Raw genomic sequence first — 24060 nt, forward strand, 5'->3', positions numbered from 1 at the left:
TGGGGGGCGGGACCGAAAATACCACCATCAGGAGAGCGCAATGTCCACCACAGCCCAGACCCCACCAGCGGCAGCCCTCGGCCTAGCCCATGCCCCGGTGCAGTCTGCCGGTCAGCGGAAGAACCGTTCCGTGCTGGGCCGCCCAGCGCGGGGCGGTTGTAGCCCGGGTCGGATCTTGGTCCCGGCTGTCGCGGCCGGGACGGAGCAGCGGCGGACGGTGAACCGGCTCAGGAAGGCCCACGGCCAGCTCGGCGCGGTGATCGCGGCGATGCAGTCAGGGGCGGGCTGCCCGGTCTTGATTCCCCAGCTCTCCGCCGTCCGGGCTGCCCTGGACCAGGCTGGCTTCTCCATCATTTCCACCGCGATGCGCGACTGCTTTACCGGCGCCCCGGAGGAGGGGGACGGGACCGCCGGTCCGGGAGCACTGTCGCTGGAGGAGATCCACAAACTCTTCCTCCCCCTCGCCTGATCACCAACTCCCAGGCAACAGTGCCCCTATCTGCTTCCACTCCACACCTCCGGCGCCTAAGGCATCCTGAACGGGATGGCTGGGCCGGGGAGCACAGAAAGGTTTTACTTTGACAGACATCAGTACTTCATCTTCACCGACAGGAGAGGTGGTTCCGGCCGGGCGGGCCGGGCTGGTCTTTCACGGCACCGGACCGGATCCGGGCACCTGGCTGCCGAATGTGCTCCGCGCAGCATCCAACGCCGCCGAGGACCTCGGCGCCGGCACCGACATCCATGTCGTGATCCAGGGCCCTGGCGTTGCCTTGCTGGTCCCGGGCTACGCCGCCGCGGACCGGCTGGAGGCCCTGCTCAGGCGCGGGGTAAAAGTCCTGGCCTGCGGAAACAGCCTCCGCTCGGTCGGCCTCGAGGCCACAGACCTCACTGCCGGGGTGGGAACCGTACCTGCCGCCGTGGGGTATCTGGCCCGCCTACAGTGGGCCGGTTGGGCTTACATCAGGCTCTGATAAGACAACAGGGGGCAGGTGGGGTGATGACCAGCCCGCGCCGTGCCGTAGCGCCGATCGCTTCGGCCCGTATCCCGGACCCTGTTGAGGGGGGCGCCATGGCGTTCCGCTAGTTGATATAGGAGAGTGAAGACATGATGGACGTTGTTGTTATTGAAACCCCGCAGTTGGGGGACCGCAGCTACCTGGTGCATGACGGGGACGTGGCCCTGGTCATTGATCCGCAGCGTGACACCGATCGGGTCGATGCCGCAGCGCGGGATGCGGGGGTGAGGATCACCCATGTGACCGAAACCCATATGCACAATGATCACCTCACCGGTGGCCTGGAACTGGCGCGCCCACGGGGCAGTGTATTTGATGAACGCTGCCGACCCGGTCCCGTTTGAGCGCGAACCGGTTATCGATGGGCAGCTTGTGCGGATCGGCGGGCTCACACTCAAGGCCGTCGCCACCCCCGGGCACACCAATACGCACCTGTCATACATCGTTCGGGACAGAGAGAAGGAAGCGGTGTTCTCCGGCGGGAGCCTGCTTTACGGGTCGGTGGGGCGCACCGACCTGGTCGCCCCTGAAGACACAGTCGGGCTGACCCGGGACCAGTACGCCTCAGTGCATGCGCTGGCCCACGAGGCAGACCATAGCGCGGACCTGTTCCCCACCCACGGCTTCGGTTCTTTCTGTTCCTCGGGCCCGGCTACTGGGGCCGGGTCCTCCACTGTCGGTGAGCAACTGCACGTAAACCACGCACTGACGGATGCCGATGAGGAGCACTTCGTCCAGGAGCTGATCGCGAACCTGAGCGCGTACCCGTCGTATTACGCCCACATGGGCCCGGTCAACACCCAGGGCCCGGGCCCGGCGGACCTCGGCGTTCCCGAATCCGTGGACCCTGCCGAGCTTCGGCGCCGGCTCGAAGCCGGCGAATGGGTTGTGGATCTCCGTCAGAGGGTCGCGTTCGCGCCCAACCATCTCCAGGGCAGCATCAGCTTTGAATACGGAGACGGGTCCAGCTTCACAACCTACCTCGGCTGGATACTGCCTTGGGGTGAGCAGGTGACCCTTCTAGGGTCCCGGGAGGATGTGGAGAACGCAATCCGGGACCTCTCACGCATTGGCATCGACTCCCCAGAGGCCGCCCTGGGAACCGACCCGCAGGCCCTGGCCCCGGATGCCCCCACAGCGTCCTACCTCCGGACCGGTTGGGAGGAAGTGCTGACCGGGCGCGGAGCGGGCGAAAAGGTCCTGGACTGTGAGTCGCGTCGATAAGTGGCGTGGTTTTGACCGCGGTTAGTGGCCGATAAGGAGTGCGTCGTGGGCGTCGACGATCTCGGCTGCTTGGTTCCCCTCTCTCCTGCCTCATCCTCTCCTGCCTGGTGGTTGGCATCCTTGGAGGCCGTACAAAGGTTGTCAAAGGACTCCGAAAATTACAGAAAATATCCGTCTCGTCTGACGTATCCGTGGGTCATTTCCGTCCGGGAAGTGCTGGCTTGTGACCTCCGAGGCTGAGCATGGCCAGGCTGATTAGGGCTTCCGGGGATTTGAATCCGAACGCCATCCTGGTGATGAGCCTGATCTTGGTGTTCATGGATTCTATGCGTCCGTTGGAGAGTCCGTGCTCGATGGAGGCCAGGATGCTGGCGCGGTGTTTGACGATGCTTTTTTGTAGTTTCACGAATGTGGGGATCCTGCAGCGTCTGGCCCAGTTCACCCATTTGTCCAGTGCTTCGGTGGCTTCGTCCAGTGGCAGTTTGAAGACTGTGCGCAGGCCTTCTTTCAGGTAGTAGGCCCGGCCCAGCCTTGGGTCGGTCTGCACGATCCAGGCCAGCTTCACCTGCTGCTTCTCGGTGAGGTCCTCGGGGTTTTTCCAGAGCGCGAAGCGGGAGTTCTTCAGCTTCACGGCCCGCTCGCTGTCGGGCCGGGCGGGGGCGTCCTTGGGCGGGCGTCCACGGCCACGGGGCGGCTCGTTTTCCTTGGCTGCTTTCCGTGCCCGGTTCCAAGCCGTACGGCGTTCATCATCCAAGGCATCGGTGGCCCATTTGACGATGTGAAACGGGTCGGCCACGCGGACGGCGTTGGGACACCTGGCGGCCACGACGGTGGCGATCCACTCGGCCGCATCGGCGGAAACATGCGTGATGGCGGCCGAGCGCTGCGCACCGAGGGCATCGAAGAACTTGCCCAGCGTGGCCTTGTCCCGGCCAGGGGAAGCCCACACCAGCCGGCCGGAGTCGTGGTCGACGACGACGGTCAAATACTTGTGTCCGCGCTTGTAGGAGATCTCGTCAATGCCGATCCGTGTCAGGTTCGCGAACGGGTCAAAGGTCGCGGCCGTGTCGTTCCAGACCCGGGTAATGATTGCCCCCACGGTCCGCCAGGCAACACGCATCAATTGGGTGATCGCTGTCTTGGATGTTTGGGTCGCCAGCCAGGCGACCTGGGCATCAAAAGTGTGGGTGTGCCCTGCTTGGTGCCGGGCCCAGGGAACGGCGGCCACGATGACTCCGTGAGCCCGGCACCTCACCCTGGGAGCGTCGGCTTCCAGGAGCACCGGGACCGTGCCCAGATCCAGTGCCCGCCACCGGCGCCTCCCCTCGCCCGAGTCATATTTCGGGCACCGCCGCCGGCATTCACCACAGCGGCGCTGCATCGAGGCCGTGGGCCTGACAGAGGCGATCAGGATCCCGGATTCCTCGTCATAATTGACGTCCTCCACGATCGTTTTTTCGACTCCAAGCAGAGTCCGCCATAGAGTTGCATCTTGCACGCCGTTTTCCCATCTTCAAGTTTCTTTCCTTAGACAGTCAGAAACCTAGACGGAAAGCGGCGTGCGCTCGTTAAGGCGCGCCAAAAGGACCCACGGAAGAGTCACAAGAGCCGATTAACAGGGGTTCTCTTGTGGCGTTAATGTTCTCAGGGAGATTGGATGGTGGCGTGAGGTTTTTTGCGCAGCCGGATGATTCGCAGGATGATGCCCGCTACGTACATGAGGATGCCAAGCCCCACGGACAGCGGCGGAAGGGTTGCAATCAAGACCACGCAGGCCAGCGCTCCAAGGACCTGGATGGCTTTGGGGTAGCGGCGGTCCGTGGCGGGTTGGGTGAAAGCGGCGATATTGGCCACCAGGTAGTAGATGAGCACGCCGAACGAGGAGAAGCCGATCGCCCCGCGCAAGTCCGCGACGGAGATGACCGCGCAGATCACCACGGCCAAGGTCGCCTCGGCCCGGTGTGGGACCTTGTAGCGGGGGTGGATCGCGGCAAGCCAGTGTGGCAGGTCATGCTCGCGGGCCATGGCAAGGCTCGTACGCCCCAGCCCGGCGATGAGCGCCAATAACGCGCCCAGCGCTGCGAGGGCCGCGCCGATCCGCACGATTGGTCCGGCCCATGCCCAGGAACCGGCGCCGACGGCCGCGGCCAGGGGTGTGGGAGTCCCAGCTACCCCATCCGGGCCCAGGGCTGCCAGAATGGTGACCGCGATGACGGCATAGACCACAACGGTAACGGCTAGGGCGATTCCGATCGCGCGGGGGATGGTCCGTTTGGGGTCACGGACTTCCTCACCCATCGTTGCGATCCGGGCGTAGCCGGCGAACGCGAAGAACATTAGTCCGGCGGACTGTAGGATCCCATACGCTCCGTGAGCCAGCAACCCGTCTCCGAGAACAGTGGCCGGATTTGCCACTGAGCCGCCCCATGATGCCGCCATGGCGATTGCCAGGGCCGCCAGAACGGCAATGACCAGGATGCGCGTGAGCCCCGCCGTTCGGGTTACTCCGTGATAGTTCACCGCGGCGAGCACGATCACGGCGGCGATGGCGACTGGGCGCTGCCAACCGGCTGGCGCTGCGTAGGCGGCGAAGGTCATGGCCATGGCCGCGGCGCTGGCGGTCTTACCGATCACGAAGCCCCACCCGGCCAGGTAGCCAGGCCATGGGCCGAGGCGTTCACGGCCGTAAATATAGGTCCCACCCGAAGTCGGGTAGATGGCAGCGAGCTGGGCTGAGGAGGTGGCATTGCAAAAGGCCACCAGGGCTGCAACGGCGAGCCCGACCAGCAGACCGGACCCGGCAGCGGCAGCAGCCGGGGTGAAAGCTGCAAAAACTCCTGCCCCGATCATTGAGCCCAGCCCAATGACCACAGCGTCGAATGTGCCGAGTCGACGGGCCAGGCCCTGGGGGCTACTCATAACTGTTCTCTTTCGATAGGTTGTGGAAGGATTTCGGCGGCGAGTTCGGCAACGGACCGGCGGCCCTCACCCAGCGCGTCCAGGCCTGCCTTCGTGGCCCGGTAGACTCGGCGCGGCCTGCCGCCGACGACTTCCGGGCGGGAGAGGAGCAGGCCCTCTTCCTCCATCCGATGCAGGGTCGGATACAGGGTCCCGGGGGAAATGGAATACCCGTGGTTGGCCAGCTCTTCGGCCATCCAGGCTCCATGGATGTCTTCCTCCGCTGCGTGGTGGAGGATATGCAGCCGCACCGCCGCACGCATCAATTCACGCATCACGACCCCAATCTGTCAATATCCGATATCGGGAAACGATATCTATGGTGGATACTACGTCAGATCCTTCCCCAAATGTCAGCCGGCACGGAGTATTTCCGGGAAACCTTCGACGGTGCTGACCGGACCCATGGCTGCACTGCGTCGCCGTCGACACGCATGGACCTGGAACGGAACACCGTGCCGCGAAAAGTGCGCTTTCCACAAGATCGATGCGTCCGGTAACGAACGTTGACGGAACATGCTGGGGAGGAGACCGCCAAGGCTGTGACTGTCACATGCGGATGACGGGTTAGCTGCGGATTTAACCGCAGCTGGATTGGTGGTTCCGCCTTTCGGGCTGAACCACCAAGCCCAACCGCGTCGTGGTAGTCGGTTAGTGTCCGCCTCCGAGTCTCCCTGCCATGCGTTCACGCATCTTCAGATTGGCCACATTCAGACCCTCGATTTCGACGGTCTTGCCGTACTTCTTGTACTTTTCGGTGATGGCATCCACTGCAGCGATCGTGGAAGCATCCCACAGGTGCGAGTTGTACATGTCGATGACGATGGGCTCGGATCCTGCGCATACTCGAACTGGGTGTAGAGGTCGTTGGACGAGGCGAAGAACAGTTCACCGACCACCTCGTACTTGGCGATTTGCTGTCCGAAGTGTTCCTCGATACTTCGCTTCACCGTGACGAAGTGAGCCACGCGCTGGACAAACAGGACCATGGCGGTGAGCACGCCCACACCCACTCCGATGGCCAGGTTGTCGGTGACGACGGTGAAGACGGTGAAGACCACGGTGGCGAGCATGACCGTGGTTTCGCTCTTGGGCATCATTCGCAAGGTGGAGGCCCTGATGCTGTGCCAGTCGAAGGTGGCCACTGAAACGAAGATCATCACCGCCACCAGCGCAGCCATCGGGATCAAGGCAACGATGTCGCCCAACGCGACGACCAGGATCAGCAGGAACACGCCCGCGAGGAAGGTCGAGATCCGGGTGCGGGCACCGGAGGCCTTGATGTAGCTTTACCTGCATCCGTTGTACTGACACCGACGCCGCATTACTGCGTGCACGCATGTCATCACCGATATTCACCAGCGAACCTCCAACCCTTTACACGATTCCACTACCTGACACACTGCCGCCCTTGGCCATGTGGCCGGCTTTCCCTGCCTCGGACTACTACGGCGGCTCCGCCCCAAAAACGCCCTTCAACAGGCAAAGTGTCTATCCGCCCCACCAAAACACAGCGGCACGGAACGAGAGGATTCTGGTTCCCTGGTTCACTTGCATTCGATCAGCGAGTGAGGCACCCGGCTTTACCCCTGCGGCATCATCACGGCTACGCCGTAGACCTTCACCGTGATCTCCTGGCCCCAACGAGGCAAACCGAACCAGGAGTCCCCCGCCGCTCCCACTACCTGTGGAAGAGAACGGGTACGCACCGCACCCCTGCCCATATTTCCTTGATTTGAGCAGGCACTGATTGAAGAGGTTTAACAACACCGGTTCCTTACGTATACCTTCCCGCCTCGCTCACCAGACCCTGCCCGTCAAGGAATCCCGGACCGTTCCGACTTCGTCACGGCTGCTCCCACCCCACCCATCAACCCATGGGCCCGGCTGCCGTCAGCTTCAACCAGCACCTACGAGTGCCAGCAGACCGAGGTCTCACACCTCCATTCGAACAACAAGCGCCTCGTGGCGCACGTCTTACTTCAGCAGAACCAAACCTCGGATCCAAGCTGAGTTAGGATCTGTTCCGGAGGGGAACCTTGGGTTCTCTTACCGGGTGATCGTTGCGGGCTTCTGGAGAAGGGTGCCTTCGAGGATACTGCCGTGGAAGGTTCGGGCGGCGACGATGATCCAGGCGGTTACCAGGACGGCGTAGCCGGTGACGGCCATCCACTCGAACAGGGCCAGGTGTGTGTGAGCAGCGAGGCCGGTCAATCCGGTGACGCAGGTTCCGATGGGGAAAGTGAAGGACCACCAGGTTAGGGAGAATGGTAAGCCCTGGCGGGCGGTGCGGATGGTGATGGCGGTTGCGAGGGCTGCCCACATGAGTGCGAAGCCTAGGACTGGAACCCCGTAGAGGACGCCGAAGGCTTCCATCGCCCGGGCTAGGGTCCCGGACACGGCGAAGTGGGCATTCCCGCCCAGCAGATTCGCGGCAGTAATGGACTGGCCTAGTGGACCCAGAACGATCCACAGAGTGGGGACTGCCGCAGCGGCCCCGATCTTATGTTCGGCCAACCGGCTCCAAATCAAGGTGATAATGATGATCGAGGCCAGTAGACTCATTCCAAACATCGCATAGCAGCCCATCAGCAGCGTCATCCGTGCCTGTCCGGCCGGGACGTAGGGCAGCAGCAGCGCTCCGGTAGAAGCTGAGACCATCGGTGGGACCACGGGCATCAACCAGCCACCGAACGCGCTGTCCTGTTTGACCTCATGACGAGTGAACTGCAGATACGGGATCGCGACGGCGCTGGCCAGACCTAGTACGGTCCCGGCGGTCCACAACACTACATCAATGCCGAGCGCCAGCTGTTCGCCAAGGATATCTTTGCCCAGCAGCAGGGTCCCGGCCCCGACGGTGAGCAGCGCCATCGGAGGTGCGCCGTAGAAATGCGCCATCACAGGATTTGAGTGGTGGCTTTTGGCGGTCTCTCGGTGCCTGAGCCAGTGCACCCCTGTCGCGGCGGTCAGCAGGATAAGCAGCAATGACGCGAGGGCCCAGACGAGCGTGGCGCCGGTGCGTAAGCCGGGGAACTGCAAGGGAAGCGTCGCAGCGGCAGTCGCGACGATCCCGGTGCCCATGATGGATGCGAACCAGTTCGGGGTCAGGTTCGCAAACAGGTCAGAGGGCCTATCCAACAGGCGCAGGACACGACGGCCGGTAGTACGTCCTCCCAAGGGCAGTGCCTGTGGTGTGGTGTGGTGTTGGTTGGTGGTCAGTAGCATTGTTCCCATGTCTTCCATGATCCCGGTCTTAGAGCTGCCGCAGTAGGGGGCATAGACTTGTTAGGCTACAAGCCTGACTTGTATCACAAGCGTTCTTTCTGAAGGAGAATCCTCAATGCTCAGCCCCCGGATACCGGAGCTCTCCGCTTTGGAAATGCTCGCTTCAGTTGATGAGCTAGGATCTCTCTCTGCTGCTGGGAAACACTTAGGGCTTTCTCAGCAGGCCGTCTCCTCTCGGATGCGTTCCCTGGAGTCCCAGATCGGGTCGGCGCTGTTGACCCGGACCCCGAGGGGATCCACCCTCACAGAGGCCGGTGTTCTAGTCGCGGGGTGGGCTGCGGAGGTCCTTGCCGCCGCGGAGCGGCTCGATGCTGGGATAGCCTCGCTCCGATCCGACGCCGCTCGTCAGCTGAAGGTCGCAGCCAGTCAGACGATCGCTGAACATCTTGTGCCGCTCTGGCTGGTCGCACTGCGCCGGCAGCAGGAGAGTCTGGGGCTCACTCCCACGGTCGTGGAATTGACGGTGGGCAACAGTGAATCCACCGTGGCTATGGTCCGCTCCGGACAGGCGACCCTCGGTTTCATCGAAAGCCCCCACCTTCCCCCGGGCCTGAGCGCCGCCGCGGTACAAGACGATGACATGGTCTTGGTTGTCGCGCCGGAGCATCCTTGGGCGAGGCGACGGACACCCGTCACAACAAGGGAACTGGCAGCAACAGCACTGGTGACTCGGGAACACGGCAGCGGCACCCGAGATGTGCTTGAGCACCTGCTCACGACCGCCGGAGCCGAGGCTCTAGCAGAACCGTTGGTGGAATTATCAACAACAGCGGCCGTCCGCTCCGCTATTGCCGCTGGCACAGCCCCCGGCGTGCTCAGTGCACTGGCCGTCCGTGACGACCTAGCCCTGCACCGGCTCGTCGTCGTCCCCGTCCGCGGTCTGCCCCTACGCCGGACACTGACTGCTCTCTGGCAGACCGGCGGCTCACCTCCTCTAGGGCCGGCCAGAGACCTGACAGCCATCGCCGCCAGCGTTTTACCAATATCCGGCACCCGCCGGAAGGTATGAGACCCGGCGGCTTCGGAGCAAAGAGCGTGATCAAAACGTCCCCCGCCCGATGGTCGCAGAAAAGTAGGAAGCGCTGTCTAAAGCAGTCGATTTCGAGTCTTACTTGGCACAGGTGCGGACCTCACCGATCCGCACCTTTCTGCCAGCAGCCACAGCACGATTTGCCGCTAACCGTCAGAAGAACCTGGCCGAAACCAAGGGTGCCTTGGTCCCCGCCGTCTCAGAAGTGCTTTTTGTCCGCGTCCACAACGCCAGCAGGTTCCAGATGGCCGCCGTTTTGGTGGCCGGACATAGCCAGTGGAGCGGTGAAGATTGGATCCGCCGGTCTCCATCGGTTATCGAGGTGGAAGCCCCAGCCGATACCAGCCTTGGCCGAGGCTGGTGCTGATCTCTTAAAGAGATTCCCCGCCCACACAGCGGAGATAGTGTATAGGCTGCCGATCTTGTTGTCACGATGAGATGCGGGAACTGAACCGTCCCAGGATTCATGGCCGCCGTTTTAGTGGATGCGTGTTAGTTAGCCAGTATTGGTGTTGGGGCTTTGAAGGTAGGCCATTAAACGGGACCAAAATGGAATCTTGTGGCTGCCACAAGGGCCGCCTGTCGTGGGGTGTGACTGGTAGGTTGCGTTGATTCTCAGCGATCCAGTACGGCATTACTGGTGCGGGGTTAAGGTTCATTTTTCCTTATCGGCGGCCGGTACCTGAGCTAGCCGTTATTCTACTGGACCGCAAGAGGCGAGAGTATGCACTGCCTTGGCTGGGACTCTGGAGAAACTGACGATGGCAATGGTGCCCACAATTAATAGGTAACGAAGTTATAACTTTTGGCTCGATGTCCGCTAAGCTAATAAAAATACATGCCCCAAACGGGTATGTTTGTGGGCCGCTTCGCCAAACCCCGTCGGCGGGCCACGACTATTGAGCTTCTTGACGGGGGCGGAGGAACCACCATCGGCGCCATAGTGCGCCTTGGGGTGAAGTCCACCTGACACATCATGGATCTCACATGCGTGTGTTGGGCGGGCCGGGCAGGCACCTCGTCCGAATCCGACAGCTAACTTCGCCGGCGTCGAGAGGATTGCCATTTTGTCTGCCGCACCCCAGCATGGCCGCCGTAGAGCCACGCCCACCAAATCTTCGCCAGCATTGCCGGGGCGCCATTGGGCCCCGGGAATCGAGTCGAGATTCAGAGGCGGCGTAGGCCGCAAACAGATGGGTATCGTCGCGGTAGTAGGCGCCATTGCCCTGACTGCTTTGCCGGTGGCACACGCCGAATCCCACCGCTTGGCACCGGCCGTCACCGCAGGGGCTCCTGCGGCTGCGACAACGCCGCAGCCGGCAGTGATTGCCGACAAGGATGTTGTGGTGACTTTTGCCAGGCCCTTGGTGTCAAGCAAGCCTGCACCTCCGGTCTCGCTCGCTGATACGGTAAAGCCCGCCGCTACAGATCAGTCCGCGCTGTTGGGCGCGGCTGCGCCACAAGCCCCGGAGCAAGCCCCGGCTGTTCAAGCGGCCGCCGGGCTGCGCGCGCCTCTGGCCGTTTTGACGGTGACCTCTCCATTTGGATACCGCACCAATCCGTTGACAGGCGCGGCGGCGGAAATGCATACAGGTATTGACTTTGGTGCTGCATGCGGAACTGCGGTGTTCGCCGCTGGTGCTGGCACGGTGACGGAGGCGGGCTGGAGCCAGTACGGTGGCGGCAACCGCATTGTTGTTGACCATGGTGGCGGTATTCAGAGCACGTACAACCACTTGAATAGCATCGCTGTCAGCGTTGGCCAGACGGTCGGTGCTGGTGCGCAGATTGCCGGCGTCGGAACAACAGGGAATTCCACCGGCTGCCACCTGCATTACGAAGTAATGGAAAATGGCCAAACTGTCAATCCTGCCCCGTACCTCTAGCCAACTCCACGGCGCCAAACGCCGGTGAGGCCGACTGCCACCAGGCAGCCGGCCTCTCTGGTCATCCGTCAGCGTTTCTTGGGAGTGGCCCGTCCGGCAAGAACGGCTCCGAGGATCATGAGGACTGCGGCGGTGGGATAGCCGATGAAGAGGTCTTGGATGCCGGGTGGGCCCCCAGTGATGGCGACGTGGGCGATCCAGTGGGAGAGTCCCACCAGGATCCCGACGGCTATGATGAGTTGTCCCATTCGGACCAAAAAGCGGTGGTGGCGGTAGTCCTTCGCAGCGTCGCTGCCAGGGAGGTTGTTGCTCATGGGGGTGTCTCCTAAGGGGTGTGGTGGGGTCAGCCGTTGGTGCCGCCGGAGCAGGCTGCCCCAGGTTCGGGTGTTTGAGGGCCCATGGCATACGCCTTGATGAAGCTGGGCAGGCGGATATCCCCGGTGTTCGGGACGTTGAGCTGAATTCCCCACGCGGAGGCGGTTACAGCGGAGGCCTGGTCCGGGTTGGGACTGAGCAGGACATAAGGCTTGTTCTTGACCAGTGTTGTCAGCGTTCCCAGATCTGCTGGGGAGAGACCGGGCTTGTAGGTGATCCACACTGCGCCGTGTTCAAGGGAGTGGACGGCCCGCTCTTCGTTGACGGGTTCCGGGTATATGCCGCAATTCGTCCAGGTCGGCGAGTGGTCCCCGCCGACTCCGGGGACCTGCGGGTAGCCCACCTGAGTTTGGATGTGGTTGCGGGTCAGGTTCGAGTAGGTCTCGACGCCGGCGATGGGCTTCTTGGCGGCCTCCTCCGTGGCAGTTCGGGTCTGAACTGAGCCGGTGACGACGAACGTGACGATGGTGATGACGGCGATGGCCAGCAGGCCAAAGCCGCCGTAGATAAACATGTTTCGTTTACGTTGCTTGCTCCGGTGCTCGGCCAACACGGCCTTGACTTTTCCCTGGCGCTCGGCTTGGCGGTCAGTGGAATCACTCATGGGGGGCGCCCGGGGTTGAAGGCTTCACAGCGTCGTCGGGGGAACTGGTGGGCTCCGCTGGATTTACGGTTGAGGAACTAGCGGTGGAGCGTGGCTTGCGGCGCGCAGCGAGGAACCAAGCAGCCCCGGCCAGTAAGAGCAGGCCTGAGACCCAGGTGTTGACTCGTAGTCCCAGGATGGTGTTGGCATAGTCGGAGCGCAGCAGTTCGAAGATGAACCGTCCGGAAGTGTAGAAAACAACGTAGAGCGCAAATACGGATCCGGCACCGAGACGGAATTTTTTGTCAAGGATCAGCAGTACTGCGGCGGTGGCTAGGCACCACAGGGATTCGTAGAGAAATGTTGGTTGGAAGTAGCCGAGCACCACGGGTGTCCCGGCATTGTCGAGGACGGCGCGGCCGGTGGTGAAGTCCATCTGGTGGATCTGCAGTTTCCACGGTGCCGTGGACGGGTCGCCGTAAAGTTCGTTGTTGAACCAGTTTCCCCACCGGCCCAGGCCTTGGGCGATCAGCAAGCCAGGAGCGGCAGCGTCAATCAGGGTGGTGAACGGGACATTGTGGCGGCGGCAGCCAATATAGGCCCCGAGCAGGCCCAAGGCGACGGCGCCCCAGATACCCAGGCCTCCGTCCCAAATTTTCAGGGCGTTCCAGGGGTTTTTCCCGGGCACGAAATACAGTTCGGGGTCCGTGATGACGTGGTAGAGGCGTCCGCCGACGATGCCGAAGGGGACCGCCCACATCGTAATGTCCAGGATCACCCCCGGTGTTCCGCCCCGGGCGGTCAATCGCCGTCCGGCGAGCCAGACGGCAATGATGATTCCTGCCAGGATGCACAGGGCATAGAAGCGGATGGTTAGCGGTCCGAGTTGGAAAGCCGCCACGGTGGGGGACGGAAGGAACGCGGTGGTCAGTGTTGTGGGATTCATGATGGTTGGGCCTTAGCTGAGGTAGGAAAAGACACCCATCATGCCGCGTTCGGCATGGTAGGCGTTGTGGCAGTGGAAGAGCCACTGGCCCGGATTGTCGGCATCGAATTGGACGCTCACGGTTTCCATGGGTCGGACGATGACTGTGTCCTTGCGGGCGCCTTTGGTCCCGATCTGGAAGGTGTGCCCGTGGATGTGCATGGGGTGCCACATCATGGTGTCGTTGATGAACTTCACTTCCACGCGTTCCCCGGCTTTGAGATCGAAGGCGTTCTCAAATGGCTTAGTCATGTCGAAGCGGTGGCCGTTGATGCCCCAGTCGTACTTCATCATCCCTCCTGTCAGGTGCACTTCATGGACCCGGTCGGGTTTCCTGGCGGGCAAAGTCACGGAGGGGTCTGCGGTGAGCTGGCCGCCGTCGACCACTGTGCCGGTCAGGGCAGTTGGCAAGGACTCCCGGGCCGGCGCTGTCCCGGTCCCGGTGTAGATCAGCCCGTAGGTCATCTGCCCTTTCCCTTCAGCCAGTGCCAGCAACGGTGTGTAGCCGTCCTGGACGGTCAGGAGGGCGTCGATGCGTTCGCCCATGCCAAGTACGACGGCGTCGACCATGGCATGCTGGATGGGGAACCCGTCGGTGTGGGTCAGAGTCAGCTGCTGGCCCGGGACGCCGACGCGGTAGGCGGTGTCGCCTGCGGCGTTGATGATGCGCAGACGGATCTTCTCACCCGGTTTGGCTGCGAACGTTTCCGGATTCCCTGGGTCCTTGCCGTTGAAGAGATGGAAGGGGTAGGCGACGTCGCCGGCGTCGCCGCCCAAAAAGTCGCTGGAGGCACCCATGAGCATGTGGCTCATGTCCATGGTGCCGCCTTGGTCCATTTCTCCTTGGTTCGTGTTGCCGTGGTCCATACCTTTCATTCCACCGCCACCTGTGCCCATGCCTTGGGAAAGTTCCTTCAGAACATCGGTGGGGGTGCCGGTGATGCCGTCGAGCCAGTCGTCAAGGACGATCACCCACTCTTTGTCATAAACGAGTGTCTCGTTGGGATCATCGATGATGAGCGCCCCGTAGAGGGCTTGTTCGCGCTGCATTTCCACATGGGAGTGGTACCAGTAGGTGCCGGGGTGGGGAAGTTTGAAGTCGTAGCCGTTCTGGGACCCGGGGGCGAAGGCGTCCTGGGTCAGGCCGGGAACGCCGTCGTCATTGTTGCGTAGGGCCAGGCCGTGCCAGTGCACACTGGTGCCGGCACTGAGTTTGTTGGCAATAGTGACGTTGAGCTGGTCGCCCACTGTGCCGCGCAGGGTTGGTGCCACGAGGGAGCCGTTGTATCCGGCGGTGGTGATGGTCTTGCCTGCCAGTGTGGTGGTTAGTGCTGCCGGGGTCAATGTTGCGGTGATGGTTGTGCCGGTGGCGGCGCGGGCGGTTTCGATCTCTGCGATCAATACATCCGTGGGCAGTATCCGGTTCGCTCCGGACACAGCCGGTGCGGGAGTGCAGGCGCTGAGTGCGGCCATGGCTGCAGCGGCCACGGATAGTCCTAGAAAGGAGCGCCGGGTGGGGGTGGTGTTCATAATGAAATCCTTTTGTTGGTGGCCGGTTAGACGGGGGTGATGAAGGTGCCGGCGAGGTTTTGCAATTGATAGATCCATCTCATCCATAGGCCGGTGACCATCATCAGGCCCAAGGCGATGAGCATGGCTGCCCCGATGATGTTGACCACGCGGATGTGCCGGCGCACCAGGCCCAGGACACGAGTGACCCAGCCCAGTCCCAAGGCCACAAGGACGAACGGTATGCCGAGGCCCAGGCAGTAGACGAAGGCCAGTAGGGCCCCGCGCCCGGCGCTGCCTGTGGAGACGCTCAGGGCTAGGACGGCGCTGAGTGTGGGGCCCATGCAGGGGGTCCAGCCCAAGCCAAACACGATGCCTAACACGGGTGCGCCTCCGAGCCCGGTGCGGCGGGTGAGGTTCATTTTGCGGGTTTGTTGGAGCCAGGAGAAACTGCCCAGCAGCACCAGGCCCATCAGGATGACCACGATTCCCAGGATGCGCATGAGCAGGTCCTGCCAGCGCAGCAGCCACGATCCAATCAGTCCAAATGCTGCCCCGTAGAGGGTGAACACGGCGGCGAAGCCCAGAATGAACAACCCCACCCCGGTCAGGACGCGGCGGCGGTTGCCGGGCTCGTTTGGATTGGACAGCCCGGATACATAGCCCAGGTATCCGGGCACCAGCGGCAGGATACATGGTGACAGGAAGGACACTATGCCAGCGATCAGGGCCAGCAGCATGGCAAAAAGCAGGGCGCCGTCGGTGACGTTGGTGGCGAAGAATTCCCCGATACCCACGGCGTTAGGGTACTGGCGGGGCGAAGGTGGCTCCGCCGTCGGACGAGCGTTGAACGCCTTCAGCTGTGGCCACCCAGATCCCGGGTTTTCCAGTGGCTCCGGCTAGCGCAGTCACAGCTTGGATCTGACCTTCAATCTTCCCTGCGGGAGTCCATGTCAGGCCGGCATCAGTGGAGATGTGGACGTTTCCGTCCGGGGTGATGCCTACTACGTGCGTGGGGGCCGGCCCCGCCTTAGCGGATTCGGCGGCGAAGGACACGAACTGCATCAGCGGGGCACTAGGGACTGCGCTCCAGGTTTTCCCGCTGTCGGTGGAGCGTTGCAAGCCTTCTTGGGTGGTGGCCAAGACTATTGAGGTGGCCGGGTTTCCGGCCAATACTGCCGGGGCAAAGCTCGCCGTCGATGTTGCCCATGTGAGGCCGTCGGCGCTGGTACGCAGTTTCCCGTCAAAGGCGACGAGCCCGTGATCAGTGCTGCTGAGAGCATGGAAGTCGGACGGGCCTCCACGTGAGAGAGGTTCCCAGGTTTTGCCGGCATCCAAGGAACGGATCAGACCCACGGGCTCAGGTAGTGTCGATCCGGGGCCGGGGTGCCCGGAGGCATAGAAGGCCTTAGGGTCTGCAGTTGCGGTGAATCCCATCAGGTCAATGGTCTCAGTACCAATTTTGACGGGGGTTTTGCCGGTGGCGTCGTAGAGACCGTCGTGGGTGGCGAGCAGGATCTGCATGGATACAGGATCCACAGAGATTCCGTGGACATGCCCGGCAGAAGCTGGCACCGGTTCGGGAGTAACTGCAGAGGTCGTCGCTGGTGTGCAGCCAAACAGAGCCAGTGGCAGGAGCAGGGCCGCGCTGACCAGCGGAAGGTGGGGACGCGAAAAGAGGGTTCGAGGGGTCATCAGGGGTCTCCAAGGCAAGAGGGGAAGGCTGTGGTTGGTGGCGGCCCACCATGGGGCCGCCACCGGCGGTTGGTGCGGTCGGTCTTCTAGAGAGCTGACAGCAGCTTTTTCATGTCATTGATTTCAGCTTCTTGGCTGGAAACAATTGACTTGGCCAAGGTGATGGCGTCGGCGTTCTTACCGGAGGTGACTTCTGTCTTGGCCATTTCCAGGGCGCCCTCATGATGGGCGGTCATCTGGACCAGGAACATTCTTGCCGCTTCGTTGCCTTGAGCTGCCTTGAGTTTGTCCAAGTCGGCGCTGGTCATCATGCCGGTCATGGCGTGATCGCCCGTCATGGTAGTGGGTTCGCCCCACGCGCTCAAGTAGTTGGTCATAGTGTTGATCTCCGGGGCCTGGGCGGCCTTAATCTCCTTGGCCAAAGCTATGATTTTTGTGTCCAAGCCGGGCTTTGCGAGCATGATGTCGCTCATCTCCACTGCCTGGGAGTGATGGGGCAGCATCATTTGGGCGAACATCGTATCTGCTGCATTGTGATCAGCGCCGATAGCGGGGGATTGGGCGGTGGACATGGCCGAGCTGCCGTGGTCCATGCCTTCCATGGAGCCTGCATCGGCGCTGGTGGAACAACCGGACAGAGCAATAACGGCGGCTAGGGCGGTGGCGGAAATCGTCAGAATTTTCTTCACAGGGAACAGTCCTCAACTCAAAAGTTTCACTACAGGTGGACGTCACCCCTCGGTGGGGTGCGTTAACGAGGACCCGTCACACGGTGACAGGTCAGAATCGAACGTTTTACGTCCTGCTGATGGAGAGTTGAGTCAAGGAAGGAGGGTCAGGGATGCGCCCTGCGCATTTGTATCCCTCATGGCCCGATATGGTGGGCCCGGCGGCAGGGTTGGGCACGAGGCCTGGTTGCGGGGCCACTGGTGTGGCCGCCCCGGCGAAGGGGATGCAAGTTCCGTGGCTGGCCATGGGCATCTCGCATCCCAAGGGTGAACACCCACACACATTCATGTTTCCGTGGGGGGAGGCCACTGCCGAAACCTCGGCATGGTCGGCGACTGACATGGTTAGTGACGGTGCGGGGTGTGCAGCAGCAGGAGCTTCTGTCACGTCGGCTGTTACTGGGGTGCCAGCGCTGCTGATGTGGACGGACGCCATCGGTGCAGCCTGTGCGTTGTCGATTACGTGCATGCCCAGAAGGCCGCCCACAATAGCGACCGCCAGCGTGATTAAACCCACCCAACGCAGCAACGATCCCCGCAGTCGCAGCGTGCTTGACGCGTTCATGGCGGGATCCTTTCTGGTGGCTTGGCAGTGACGGTCGTTGTGTAGTGTACCGGAGCGTACTGGGTGGTTCCGGTGAGCCTAGTACTAGCTAACGTCAGCCGGGTTGAGCTTGAGTCTGCGCAGTAATTGAGAGTTCAATGCCACCACGGTGGTTGACAGAGACATGAGTGCTGCTCCTGCAGCGGGGGAGAGTACAGAACCAGCGCCTGCCAATACTCCCGCGGCCAACAGGACGGAAATGATGTTGTAGCCAGTGGCACAGATCAGGTTTTGTCACATCTTGCGGTAGTTGGCCTAGAACCGTTCACGCACCACGTCCATCGATGAGAAAGCCGGACATATGGCGTAATCACTGGATGGGCAGAATCTACAAGTAAGCAACCCCCGACCATGGCGCTTTCACTGTGACCGCGGAGGCGGTGCACATGATCGATGTATTCGGCGGTGTTTTGCATTGCTACTAAGGAAAGGGTGGCTGCCGCAAGCAGGGCCTGTATTTCTCACGGACGGAACCGAAGAAGCTGCTTCGATGCCTACTCAACGGTCCGGAGCGGGATGGAGGGGATACCGGCGATGATTGGGACCGTCCAACCGGGGAAGAGATGCTGATCAGTGTCAGCCACGAACAGGGGTCTTGGTAGTAATGGAGCAGGATTGAACGCTAACTTTCGTGGTTCGGTAATGTGAGGGCATGCCGGTGGAATTCCTCAGCGATGAACAGGATGCTCGGTTTGGGCGGTTTAAGGGTGAGCTGTCGCAGACGGACCTGGAGCGGTTCTTCCATCTCGATGATGCCGACCGGGATTTGATCGCCGTTCGACGTGGTGATCACAACAGGCTGGGGTTCGCGGTGCAGCTGGGGACGGTCCGCTTCCTGGGGGCGTTCCTCTCTGATTCGCTTGACGTTCCGCGGGGCGTCGTTGACTATCTCGCAGCCCAGCTCAAGATTACGGATCCCTCGGTCGTAAAGAAGTACCCTCAGCGGGCGCCGACGGTCCACGGGCATGCACGCGAGATCCGGACGGCCTACGGGTACCGCGACTTGGCGGGAGAGTTGACCGAAGAACTGACGCTGTTCGTATATTCCCGTGCCTGGACGTACGGTGAGGGGCTGGCCGTGTTGTTCGATCACGCGACGGCATGGCTTCGCCGGGAGCGGGTGCTGCTGCCCGGCGTGAGCGTGCTGGCGCGGCTGGTGACAGCGGCACGTGAGCGGTCCATCGCCCGCCTTCACGAGGTCGTCGCGGCGGCTTCCGCTGCCGAGGATTTGGGGTTGCCTGCGGTGCTGCGGAGTCTGCTGAGCGCTGACCAGGGTGAGCGGGCGAGCCGGTTGGAAGCGTTACGGGTAGGGCCTGTGAGGGTGTCCGGTCCGGAGCTGGACAGGGCGCTGCAGCGGGTTGCCGCGGTGCGGATGCTCGGTGCAGGTGCGGTCGACTTATCCGGCCTGCCGGCGGCACGAGTGCGGGCGTTGGCCCGGTATGGGCTGGGCGCGAAGGCACAGTCATTGCGCCGGTTGGCCGAACCACGGGGGACGGCGACGCTGGTCGCGACGGTGGCGGCGTTGGAGGCCGACTCCGTCGATGACGCACTGGACTTGTTCGATTTGCTGATGGCCACGAAGGTCCTCGGGCCCTCGCGCCGTGCGGCGGCCGCGGAGCGATTGGCGAAGCTGCCGGAGTTGGAGAAGGCCTCGAGCGTCCTGGCCCGGGTCGGGCAGACTCTGTTGCGCGTCCTTGAGGAATCCGGGGAACAGGTTGATGTCGCGGTAGCGTGGGCAGCTCTGGAACAGGTCGCTGGCCGTGATCGGATCGCCGACGCGGTGGCGAGGGTGGACGAACTTGTCCCTGACGCCTCCGGCGCTGAGGGCGCGATGCGCGAGCAGATGGCACGCCGGTTCCGCACCGTGGCGCCGTTCCTGCAAACGTTGTCCACCACAATCCCGTGGGGTGCGACCGCTGGCGGGAAGCCCGTTCTCGACGCCCTGGCCACCTTGGACACGCTGCGCGGTCGGCGAAAGGTCCGGCGGAAGGAGATCGACGAAAGCCTCGTGACGGCCTCGTGGCGAGCCGCAGTGTTCGGGCGCAGTAACGACGATGAGGTGGACCGGGATGCGTGGGTCGTGTGCGTGCTGGAGCTGCTGCGCTCGTCCCTGCGTCGCCGGGACGTGTTCGCCACGACCTCGAACCGGTGGGGCGACCCGCGCGCACAGCTGCTCGACGGACTCGCATGGGACGCGGCTCGTGGGCCGGCGCTACGATCGTTGAGCCTAGACGGCCCTGTGAGCGAGCACCTGGCTGGCAAAGTTGAACTGCTGGACGCCGCCTGGCGGGGCCTGGCGGACGAGGTCACCGACGCTGGTCCGGACGCGAGCGTGCGGCTGACGGAGGCCGAGGGCGGCAAGGTCAAACTCTCGGTCGCACGGCTGGATGCCCTTGAGGTACCGGAGTCCCTGATCCGGTTGCGGACACAGGTGGCGGGCTTACTTCCGCAGGTGGACCTCCCGGAGATCCTGCTTGAGGTGCATTCCTGGACCGGATTCCTTAACGCGTACACCCACGTCTCAGGTGCCGGCTCGCGCATGAGCGACCTGCCGGTCTCGGTGGCCGCGGTACTGATCGCCGAGGCCTGCAACGTGGGGCTGACACCGGTGGCTGCTGAGGGGCACGCGGCATTGACTCGCGACCGGCTGGGTCATGTGCAGGCGAACTACGTGCGCACCGAAACCCACGCAGACGCCAACGCACTGCTCATCGAAACGCAAGCCCGGGTACCGATCGTGGGCCAGTGGGGTGGCGGACTGCTGGCCTCGGTCGACGGGCTGCGCTTCGTAGTCCCCGTGCGGACAATCAACGCTGCCCCCAACCCGAAGTACTTCGGCCACGGTCGCGGCCTGACCTGGTTCAACGCCGTCAACGACCAGGTCGCCGGCATCGGCGCCGTCGTCGTGCCCGGTACGGTGCGTGACTCTCTCTACGTGCTGGACACCATACTCAACCTCGACGGTGGACCCAAACCCGAGATGGTCGCCTCCGACACCGCGTCCTATTCCGACATGGTCTTCGGGATCTTCACCCTGCTCGGCTACCGGTTCTCACCACGGATCGCCGACCTCGCGGACCAGCGACTGTGGCGCGCCACCGTTCCCGGCCAGGCACCGGGCGACTACGGATCCCTGAACGGCGTCGCCCGGCACAAGATCAACCTGGACAAGATCACCACCCACTGGGAAGACATGACCCGCGTCGCGGCATCCTTGGCCACCGGAACGGTCCGCGCGTACGACGTACTGCGCATGCTCACCCGCGAGAACGGGGCACCGAACCCGCTCGGTGCCGCGATCACCGAGTACGGGCGCATCGCCAAGACGCTGCACCTGCTCGCCCTGATCGATCCGGCGGATGAGAGCTACCGGCGTTCGATCAACACCCAGCTCACCGTCCAGGAGTCCCGCCACCGCCTGGCCAGGGCAATCTTCCACGGGCGGCGCGGACAAATCTACCAGCGTTACCGCGAAGGCCAAGAAGACCAGCTTGGCGCACTCGGCCTCGTCCTGAACGCCGTCGTTCTGTGGAACACCCGCTACATCGACTTCGCTGTGTCAGCCCTGCGCGCTGCCGGACAAGAGATCTCTGACGTTGACGTCGCCCGCCTGTCCCCGCTCGGGGACGCCCACATCAAGATGCTCGGCCGCTACGCCTTCACCACTCCAACCCCCAACACGCTACGGCCCCTGCGGGAGGAAGCAGTGCATCCCATCGAAGACTGATCGGATGCCACCCTCGTTCAGAAAACGTTCGATTACTGAACACCCAACCTCGCGCGGATCAAACGACGCAAAATTCAGTTCCGGTGTTCAAAAACCCGTTCAACAACATGTAGACTCCATCCTACTTGTTGAACACATTTATTGAACAAAACGGAGACGTTATGGCGCTAGTGGGATTGGTTCGAGTCAGCACGAGCAAGCAAGAGACCACACGGCAACACGACGCCCTGGGCCCGATCTGTGAGCGAGTATTCGAGGAGAAGGTTAGCGGCAAGCTTGCTATCGACGCCCGTCCAGGGCTTACAGCAGCAATCGACTACATGCGAGGCGGGGACATGCTCACCGTGCAGGAAGTCGACCGGCTCGGCCGCAACCTCCTCGAGGGGCTGATCGTGCTCACCGAGCTGTTCTCCCGCGGCATCGCAGTCAAGGTCCTGGACGGGATCGCTGCGGGCGAACACACCGAACGCAGCCTCATTCTCGACCTCGCACTTGCCCTGGCAGAAGACCGGCGCCGGGACATCGTCCGTAAAACCCGCAACGGACTCGACGCAGCTCGCAGACGCGGCCGGACCGGAGGTCGGCCCCGCGTAGTCGACGCCGACAAGCGCCGCGTCATCATCGCCCGCCACCTCGACGGCGAGTCCATCCGCACCATCGCCGGTGCCACAAAACTATCCATCGGCACCGTCCACACCGTCATCGCAGCCCACAAGACCAGCCCCAGCCTCACGCCGCCGGCTTAGCGTTCAATCGCGCTCCCTTACTACCAGGACCCCTGCACCGCGCGAAGTCGATCTTTCCGAAGGCCAAACCCGTCCATCGTCGTTCCCAAAACCCTATTGTTCGGCACTGACGGCACCTCAGTGCCGACGGCGTTCATCCCACCCCGGTGGGATGGCAAGGTCTGCGAATCATCATAAATTCGATCACCAAATGGGCTAACCTTTTGGGCAGACTTTCAGATTCCGTTCTGGGCGCAGGCGAAACCGCCGACCACCTAGAGTAGGCTGCAAATTTCAGAAAAATCTCAAATCAGAATAGAAAAGTATTGGGGAAGTATGAAACGCAGGAATTACGGTCCGACAATTGCGGCCGCCGCATTAGCCTTTTCTCTTCTCGCACCCGCTCCGTTGGCATCAGCGAGTGACGGCGAGAATATAAAGGCAGAGGTGTCCGCTGAGGTCATTAAAGAAGCGGTCATTGCCGCCAACGAAGATGGTTTCTCGCTCATCAAACCAGAGGTCTCCACGAATAACACTATCGTCAGTACGGTGGGTGAGGGGACTGTCGAGATTCACAAAGAAGGCACCGATGCGACTACCGTTCTTGACGGTGGCGCCGATGGCCTTAAGATATCGATCGGGCTTCCGACGGCGGCTAATGCGAAAGAAGCCACAACCGCTGCTGATGGAACAACGATTTACACCGATCCCCAAGGACTCGTGGACGTTGGTGTTCAGACATTGGAAGACGGGTCTTTCCGTGCCCTCACAGTCATCAATGGCAAGGACGCGCCACGGGAGTATGCATACAAGCTTGAGACTCCGAGTGGGATCACACTCAGGCCCGAGTCGGATGGGTCCATCACGCTTGCGGGCACCAGCGGCAACTCTCAAGGATCATTCAGCCCGCATGGGCCATTGATGCCAACGGCGCTCCGGTAGCGACACACTATGAAATCGACGGTACAAGCGTTACTCAGATCGTCAATCACCAGGGTGCAGGTGTCGCGTATCCCGTGGTGGCCGATCCGAAAATCTACTATGCGTGGTGGCAGCTTTTCACCTGGTCCGAATGGCGCTGGAACTCTACCTACGGAATGAATCAGCTCTCAATGGAGCTTTCCTCCTGGGGACGCAGTGACGTCATTCTCAACGCAGGTCAATTCGTCAACTCAGGTTGGAACCTACTTAAGACCAAATACCCCGAGTGGATGTTCACACCCACAATGCGCCAACAGTGGGAGTGCCACGTGTTGGGTGGCATTGCCGAATGGGGTACATTCGACCTCGAATACGATCGACGTTCACTCCCCAACTGGCGCGACAGGATCGGTCGAGTATCGCCTCTGAGCGCCACCTGCAATTGGTAAATTAGGCCTACATTCATGAATATCGAAAAACCCATAGCAATACTTCTCATCGTGGCTTCAGCGATCCCTTTAATTTCCGGTGCTTATGCAGTTCTGGTTACTTCGGCGGAATATACTGGTCTCGACTTGGTGAACTCCTATGAGTCATTTCAGGCTGGATCAATTCTTGGAATAGTCATATCTATCTTTGTGTGGGCCTGCGCAACCATTGTCTGCTGCTGGGCCCTCATCCGAAAAGTTGCCAGCAGGAACCGCACTTCGGTCTTGAGTGTTTCTGCTGGGGTATTATCTGCCTATGCTGTTCCAGCAGTGCTTGTACTTTATCCAGATACCGCTATGGGTTTTGCCGTATCT

General features: G+C 62.0%; 21 protein-coding genes, 4 pseudogenes and 1 riboswitch. Of the genes and pseudogenes, 11 read left to right on the plus strand and 14 right to left on the minus strand.

Annotation, left to right across the window (positions count from 1 at the left end; genetic code table 11):
- Positions 1-40: 40 nt before the first annotated feature.
- From AAGW05_RS14020 to AAGW05_RS14030, 3 genes and pseudogenes are all read left to right on the plus strand, one after another.
- Positions 41-469, plus strand: coding sequence for a metal-sensitive transcriptional regulator (locus AAGW05_RS14020; protein WP_411805170.1), 429 nt, complete (start codon positions 41-43; stop codon positions 467-469).
- 109 nt (positions 470-578) lie between these two features.
- Complete coding sequence (locus AAGW05_RS14025; RefSeq protein ID WP_411805171.1) at positions 579-974, plus strand: DsrE family protein; 396 nt, start codon at positions 579-581, stop codon at positions 972-974.
- 137 nt (positions 975-1111) lie between these two features.
- Positions 1112-2225: pseudogene (locus AAGW05_RS14030) on the plus strand (MBL fold metallo-hydrolase); the annotation flags it as partial.
- A gap of 214 nt (positions 2226-2439) precedes the next feature.
- Here the strand turns inward: AAGW05_RS14030 and AAGW05_RS14035 are convergent.
- The 5 genes and pseudogenes from AAGW05_RS14035 to AAGW05_RS14055 all read right to left on the minus strand — a co-directional run bounded on the left by AAGW05_RS14035 (position 2440) and on the right by AAGW05_RS14055 (position 8438).
- On the minus strand, positions 2440-3741 hold the full coding sequence (locus AAGW05_RS14035; RefSeq protein ID WP_411805172.1) for an ISL3 family transposase: 1302 nt from the start codon (positions 3739-3741) through the stop codon (positions 2440-2442).
- Between the two features lie 146 nt (positions 3742-3887).
- Positions 3888-5162, minus strand: coding sequence for an APC family permease (locus AAGW05_RS14040; RefSeq protein ID WP_411805173.1), 1275 nt, complete (start codon positions 5160-5162; stop codon positions 3888-3890).
- Positions 5159-5476: a PadR family transcriptional regulator gene (locus tag AAGW05_RS14045; RefSeq protein WP_411805191.1), complete on the minus strand. Its 318-nt coding sequence runs from the start codon at positions 5474-5476 to the stop codon at positions 5159-5161. Before AAGW05_RS14045 ends, AAGW05_RS14040 begins: the two co-directional genes overlap by 4 nt.
- Positions 5477-5852: 376 nt before the next feature.
- Positions 5853-6484: pseudogene (locus tag AAGW05_RS14050) on the minus strand (STAS domain-containing protein); the annotation flags it as partial.
- A gap of 766 nt (positions 6485-7250) precedes the next feature.
- Positions 7251-8438 (minus strand): TDT family transporter, encoded by a 1188-nt coding sequence (locus tag AAGW05_RS14055; protein WP_411805174.1) that lies wholly within the window; start codon positions 8436-8438, stop codon positions 7251-7253.
- A 106-nt stretch (positions 8439-8544) separates the two neighbouring features.
- On the opposite strand from AAGW05_RS14055, the gene AAGW05_RS14060 reads away from it, so the two are divergent.
- The 3 genes from AAGW05_RS14060 to AAGW05_RS14070 all read left to right on the plus strand — a co-directional run bounded on the left by AAGW05_RS14060 (position 8545) and on the right by AAGW05_RS14070 (position 11405).
- On the plus strand, positions 8545-9498 hold the full coding sequence (locus AAGW05_RS14060; protein WP_411805175.1) for a LysR family transcriptional regulator: 954 nt from the start codon (positions 8545-8547) through the stop codon (positions 9496-9498).
- A 103-nt stretch (positions 9499-9601) separates the two neighbouring features.
- The gene (locus AAGW05_RS14065) at positions 9602-9886 is read left to right on the plus strand and encodes a hypothetical protein (protein WP_411805176.1); all 285 of its coding nucleotides are present in this window, start codon (positions 9602-9604) and stop codon (positions 9884-9886) included.
- A 493-nt stretch (positions 9887-10379) separates the two neighbouring features.
- Positions 10380-10581, plus strand: a riboswitch (cyclic di-AMP (ydaO/yuaA leader).
- Positions 10582-10712: 131 nt separating this feature from the next.
- The gene (locus AAGW05_RS14070) at positions 10713-11405 is read left to right on the plus strand and encodes a M23 family metallopeptidase (RefSeq protein WP_411805177.1); all 693 of its coding nucleotides are present in this window, start codon (positions 10713-10715) and stop codon (positions 11403-11405) included.
- A gap of 68 nt (positions 11406-11473) precedes the next feature.
- Here the strand turns inward: AAGW05_RS14070 and AAGW05_RS14075 are convergent, their stop codons facing one another.
- The 9 genes and pseudogenes from AAGW05_RS14075 to AAGW05_RS14115 all read right to left on the minus strand — a co-directional run.
- The gene (locus tag AAGW05_RS14075; protein ID WP_411805178.1) at positions 11474-11719 is read right to left on the minus strand and encodes a hypothetical protein; all 246 of its coding nucleotides are present in this window, start codon (positions 11717-11719) and stop codon (positions 11474-11476) included.
- A gap of 29 nt (positions 11720-11748) precedes the next feature.
- Positions 11749-12384, minus strand: coding sequence for a DUF3105 domain-containing protein (locus AAGW05_RS14080; protein ID WP_411805179.1), 636 nt, complete (start codon positions 12382-12384; stop codon positions 11749-11751).
- Positions 12377-13309, minus strand: coding sequence for a prolipoprotein diacylglyceryl transferase (gene lgt / locus AAGW05_RS14085; protein WP_411805180.1), 933 nt, complete (start codon positions 13307-13309; stop codon positions 12377-12379). Before lgt ends, AAGW05_RS14080 begins: the two co-directional genes overlap by 8 nt.
- Before the next feature lie 12 nt (positions 13310-13321).
- Positions 13322-14878: a multicopper oxidase family protein gene (locus AAGW05_RS14090; RefSeq protein WP_411805181.1), complete on the minus strand. Its 1557-nt coding sequence runs from the start codon at positions 14876-14878 to the stop codon at positions 13322-13324.
- Between the two features lie 26 nt (positions 14879-14904).
- Positions 14905-15654 (minus strand): cytochrome c biogenesis CcdA family protein, encoded by a 750-nt coding sequence (locus tag AAGW05_RS14095; RefSeq protein ID WP_411805182.1) that lies wholly within the window; start codon positions 15652-15654, stop codon positions 14905-14907.
- A gap of 4 nt (positions 15655-15658) precedes the next feature.
- A complete protein-coding gene (locus AAGW05_RS14100) occupies positions 15659-16552 on the minus strand; it encodes a F510_1955 family glycosylhydrolase (RefSeq protein ID WP_411805183.1) in 894 nt (297 codons plus the stop codon).
- 86 nt (positions 16553-16638) lie between these two features.
- Positions 16639-17241, minus strand: a complete 603-nt coding sequence (locus tag AAGW05_RS14105) for a DUF305 domain-containing protein (protein ID WP_411805184.1) — start codon at positions 17239-17241, stop codon at positions 16639-16641.
- Between the two features lie 106 nt (positions 17242-17347).
- Entirely contained in the window at positions 17348-17845 is a 498-nt protein-coding gene (locus AAGW05_RS14110) for a hypothetical protein (RefSeq protein WP_411805185.1), read from the minus strand.
- 84 nt (positions 17846-17929) lie between these two features.
- Positions 17930-18139, minus strand: a pseudogene (locus AAGW05_RS14115) (hypothetical protein); the annotation flags it as partial.
- Between the two features lie 397 nt (positions 18140-18536).
- On the opposite strand from AAGW05_RS14115, the gene AAGW05_RS14120 reads away from it, so the two are divergent.
- The 5 genes and pseudogenes from AAGW05_RS14120 to AAGW05_RS14140 form a co-directional block, all read left to right on the plus strand.
- Complete coding sequence (locus AAGW05_RS14120) at positions 18537-21611, plus strand: Tn3 family transposase (protein WP_411805186.1); 3075 nt, start codon at positions 18537-18539, stop codon at positions 21609-21611.
- A gap of 161 nt (positions 21612-21772) precedes the next feature.
- Positions 21773-22357 carry a recombinase family protein gene (locus AAGW05_RS14125; protein ID WP_411805187.1) on the plus strand — a complete coding sequence of 195 codons (585 nt, stop codon included), beginning with the start codon at positions 21773-21775 and terminating at the stop codon, positions 22355-22357.
- 315 nt (positions 22358-22672) lie between these two features.
- The gene (locus tag AAGW05_RS14130; protein ID WP_411805188.1) at positions 22673-23278 is read left to right on the plus strand and encodes a hypothetical protein; all 606 of its coding nucleotides are present in this window, start codon (positions 22673-22675) and stop codon (positions 23276-23278) included.
- Between the two features lie 155 nt (positions 23279-23433).
- Positions 23434-23706 (plus strand): hypothetical protein, encoded by a 273-nt coding sequence (locus tag AAGW05_RS14135; protein WP_411805189.1) that lies wholly within the window; start codon positions 23434-23436, stop codon positions 23704-23706.
- A 15-nt stretch (positions 23707-23721) separates the two neighbouring features.
- Positions 23722-24060, plus strand: a pseudogene (locus AAGW05_RS14140) (hypothetical protein); the annotation flags it as partial.

The sequence above is a fragment of the Arthrobacter sp. LAPM80 genome (genome assembly GCF_046736435.1).
Classification (GTDB): domain Bacteria; phylum Actinomycetota; class Actinomycetes; order Actinomycetales; family Micrococcaceae; genus Specibacter.

Bases quoted from the DNA above. Each gene is read 5' to 3' on its own strand.
- AAGW05_RS14020 (WP_411805170.1), top strand. From the start codon at position 41: ATGTCCACCACAGCCCAGACCCCACCAGCGGCAGCCCTCGGCCTAGCC.
- AAGW05_RS14040 (WP_411805173.1), bottom strand. From the start codon at position 5,162: ATGAGTAGCCCCCAGGGCCTGGCCCGTCGACTCGGCACATTCGACGCT.
- AAGW05_RS14045 (WP_411805191.1), bottom strand. From the start codon at position 5,476: ATGCGTGAATTGATGCGTGCGGCGGTGCGGCTGCATATCCTCCACCAC.
- AAGW05_RS14055 (WP_411805174.1), bottom strand. From the start codon at position 8,438: ATGGGAACAATGCTACTGACCACCAACCAACACCACACCACACCACAG.
- AAGW05_RS14060 (WP_411805175.1), top strand. From the start codon at position 8,545: ATGCTCAGCCCCCGGATACCGGAGCTCTCCGCTTTGGAAATGCTCGCT.
- AAGW05_RS14070 (WP_411805177.1), top strand. From the start codon at position 10,713: ATGGGTATCGTCGCGGTAGTAGGCGCCATTGCCCTGACTGCTTTGCCG.
- AAGW05_RS14075 (WP_411805178.1), bottom strand. From the start codon at position 11,719: ATGAGCAACAACCTCCCTGGCAGCGACGCTGCGAAGGACTACCGCCAC.
- AAGW05_RS14080 (WP_411805179.1), bottom strand. From the start codon at position 12,384: ATGAGTGATTCCACTGACCGCCAAGCCGAGCGCCAGGGAAAAGTCAAG.
- lgt (WP_411805180.1), bottom strand. From the start codon at position 13,309: ATGAATCCCACAACACTGACCACCGCGTTCCTTCCGTCCCCCACCGTG.
- AAGW05_RS14090 (WP_411805181.1), bottom strand. From the start codon at position 14,878: ATGAACACCACCCCCACCCGGCGCTCCTTTCTAGGACTATCCGTGGCC.
- AAGW05_RS14100 (WP_411805183.1), bottom strand. From the start codon at position 16,552: ATGACCCCTCGAACCCTCTTTTCGCGTCCCCACCTTCCGCTGGTCAGC.
- AAGW05_RS14110 (WP_411805185.1), bottom strand. From the start codon at position 17,845: ATGAACGCGTCAAGCACGCTGCGACTGCGGGGATCGTTGCTGCGTTGG.
- AAGW05_RS14120 (WP_411805186.1), top strand. From the start codon at position 18,537: ATGCCGGTGGAATTCCTCAGCGATGAACAGGATGCTCGGTTTGGGCGG.
- AAGW05_RS14125 (WP_411805187.1), top strand. From the start codon at position 21,773: ATGGCGCTAGTGGGATTGGTTCGAGTCAGCACGAGCAAGCAAGAGACC.
- AAGW05_RS14130 (WP_411805188.1), top strand. From the start codon at position 22,673: ATGAAACGCAGGAATTACGGTCCGACAATTGCGGCCGCCGCATTAGCC.
- AAGW05_RS14135 (WP_411805189.1), top strand. From the start codon at position 23,434: ATGAATCAGCTCTCAATGGAGCTTTCCTCCTGGGGACGCAGTGACGTC.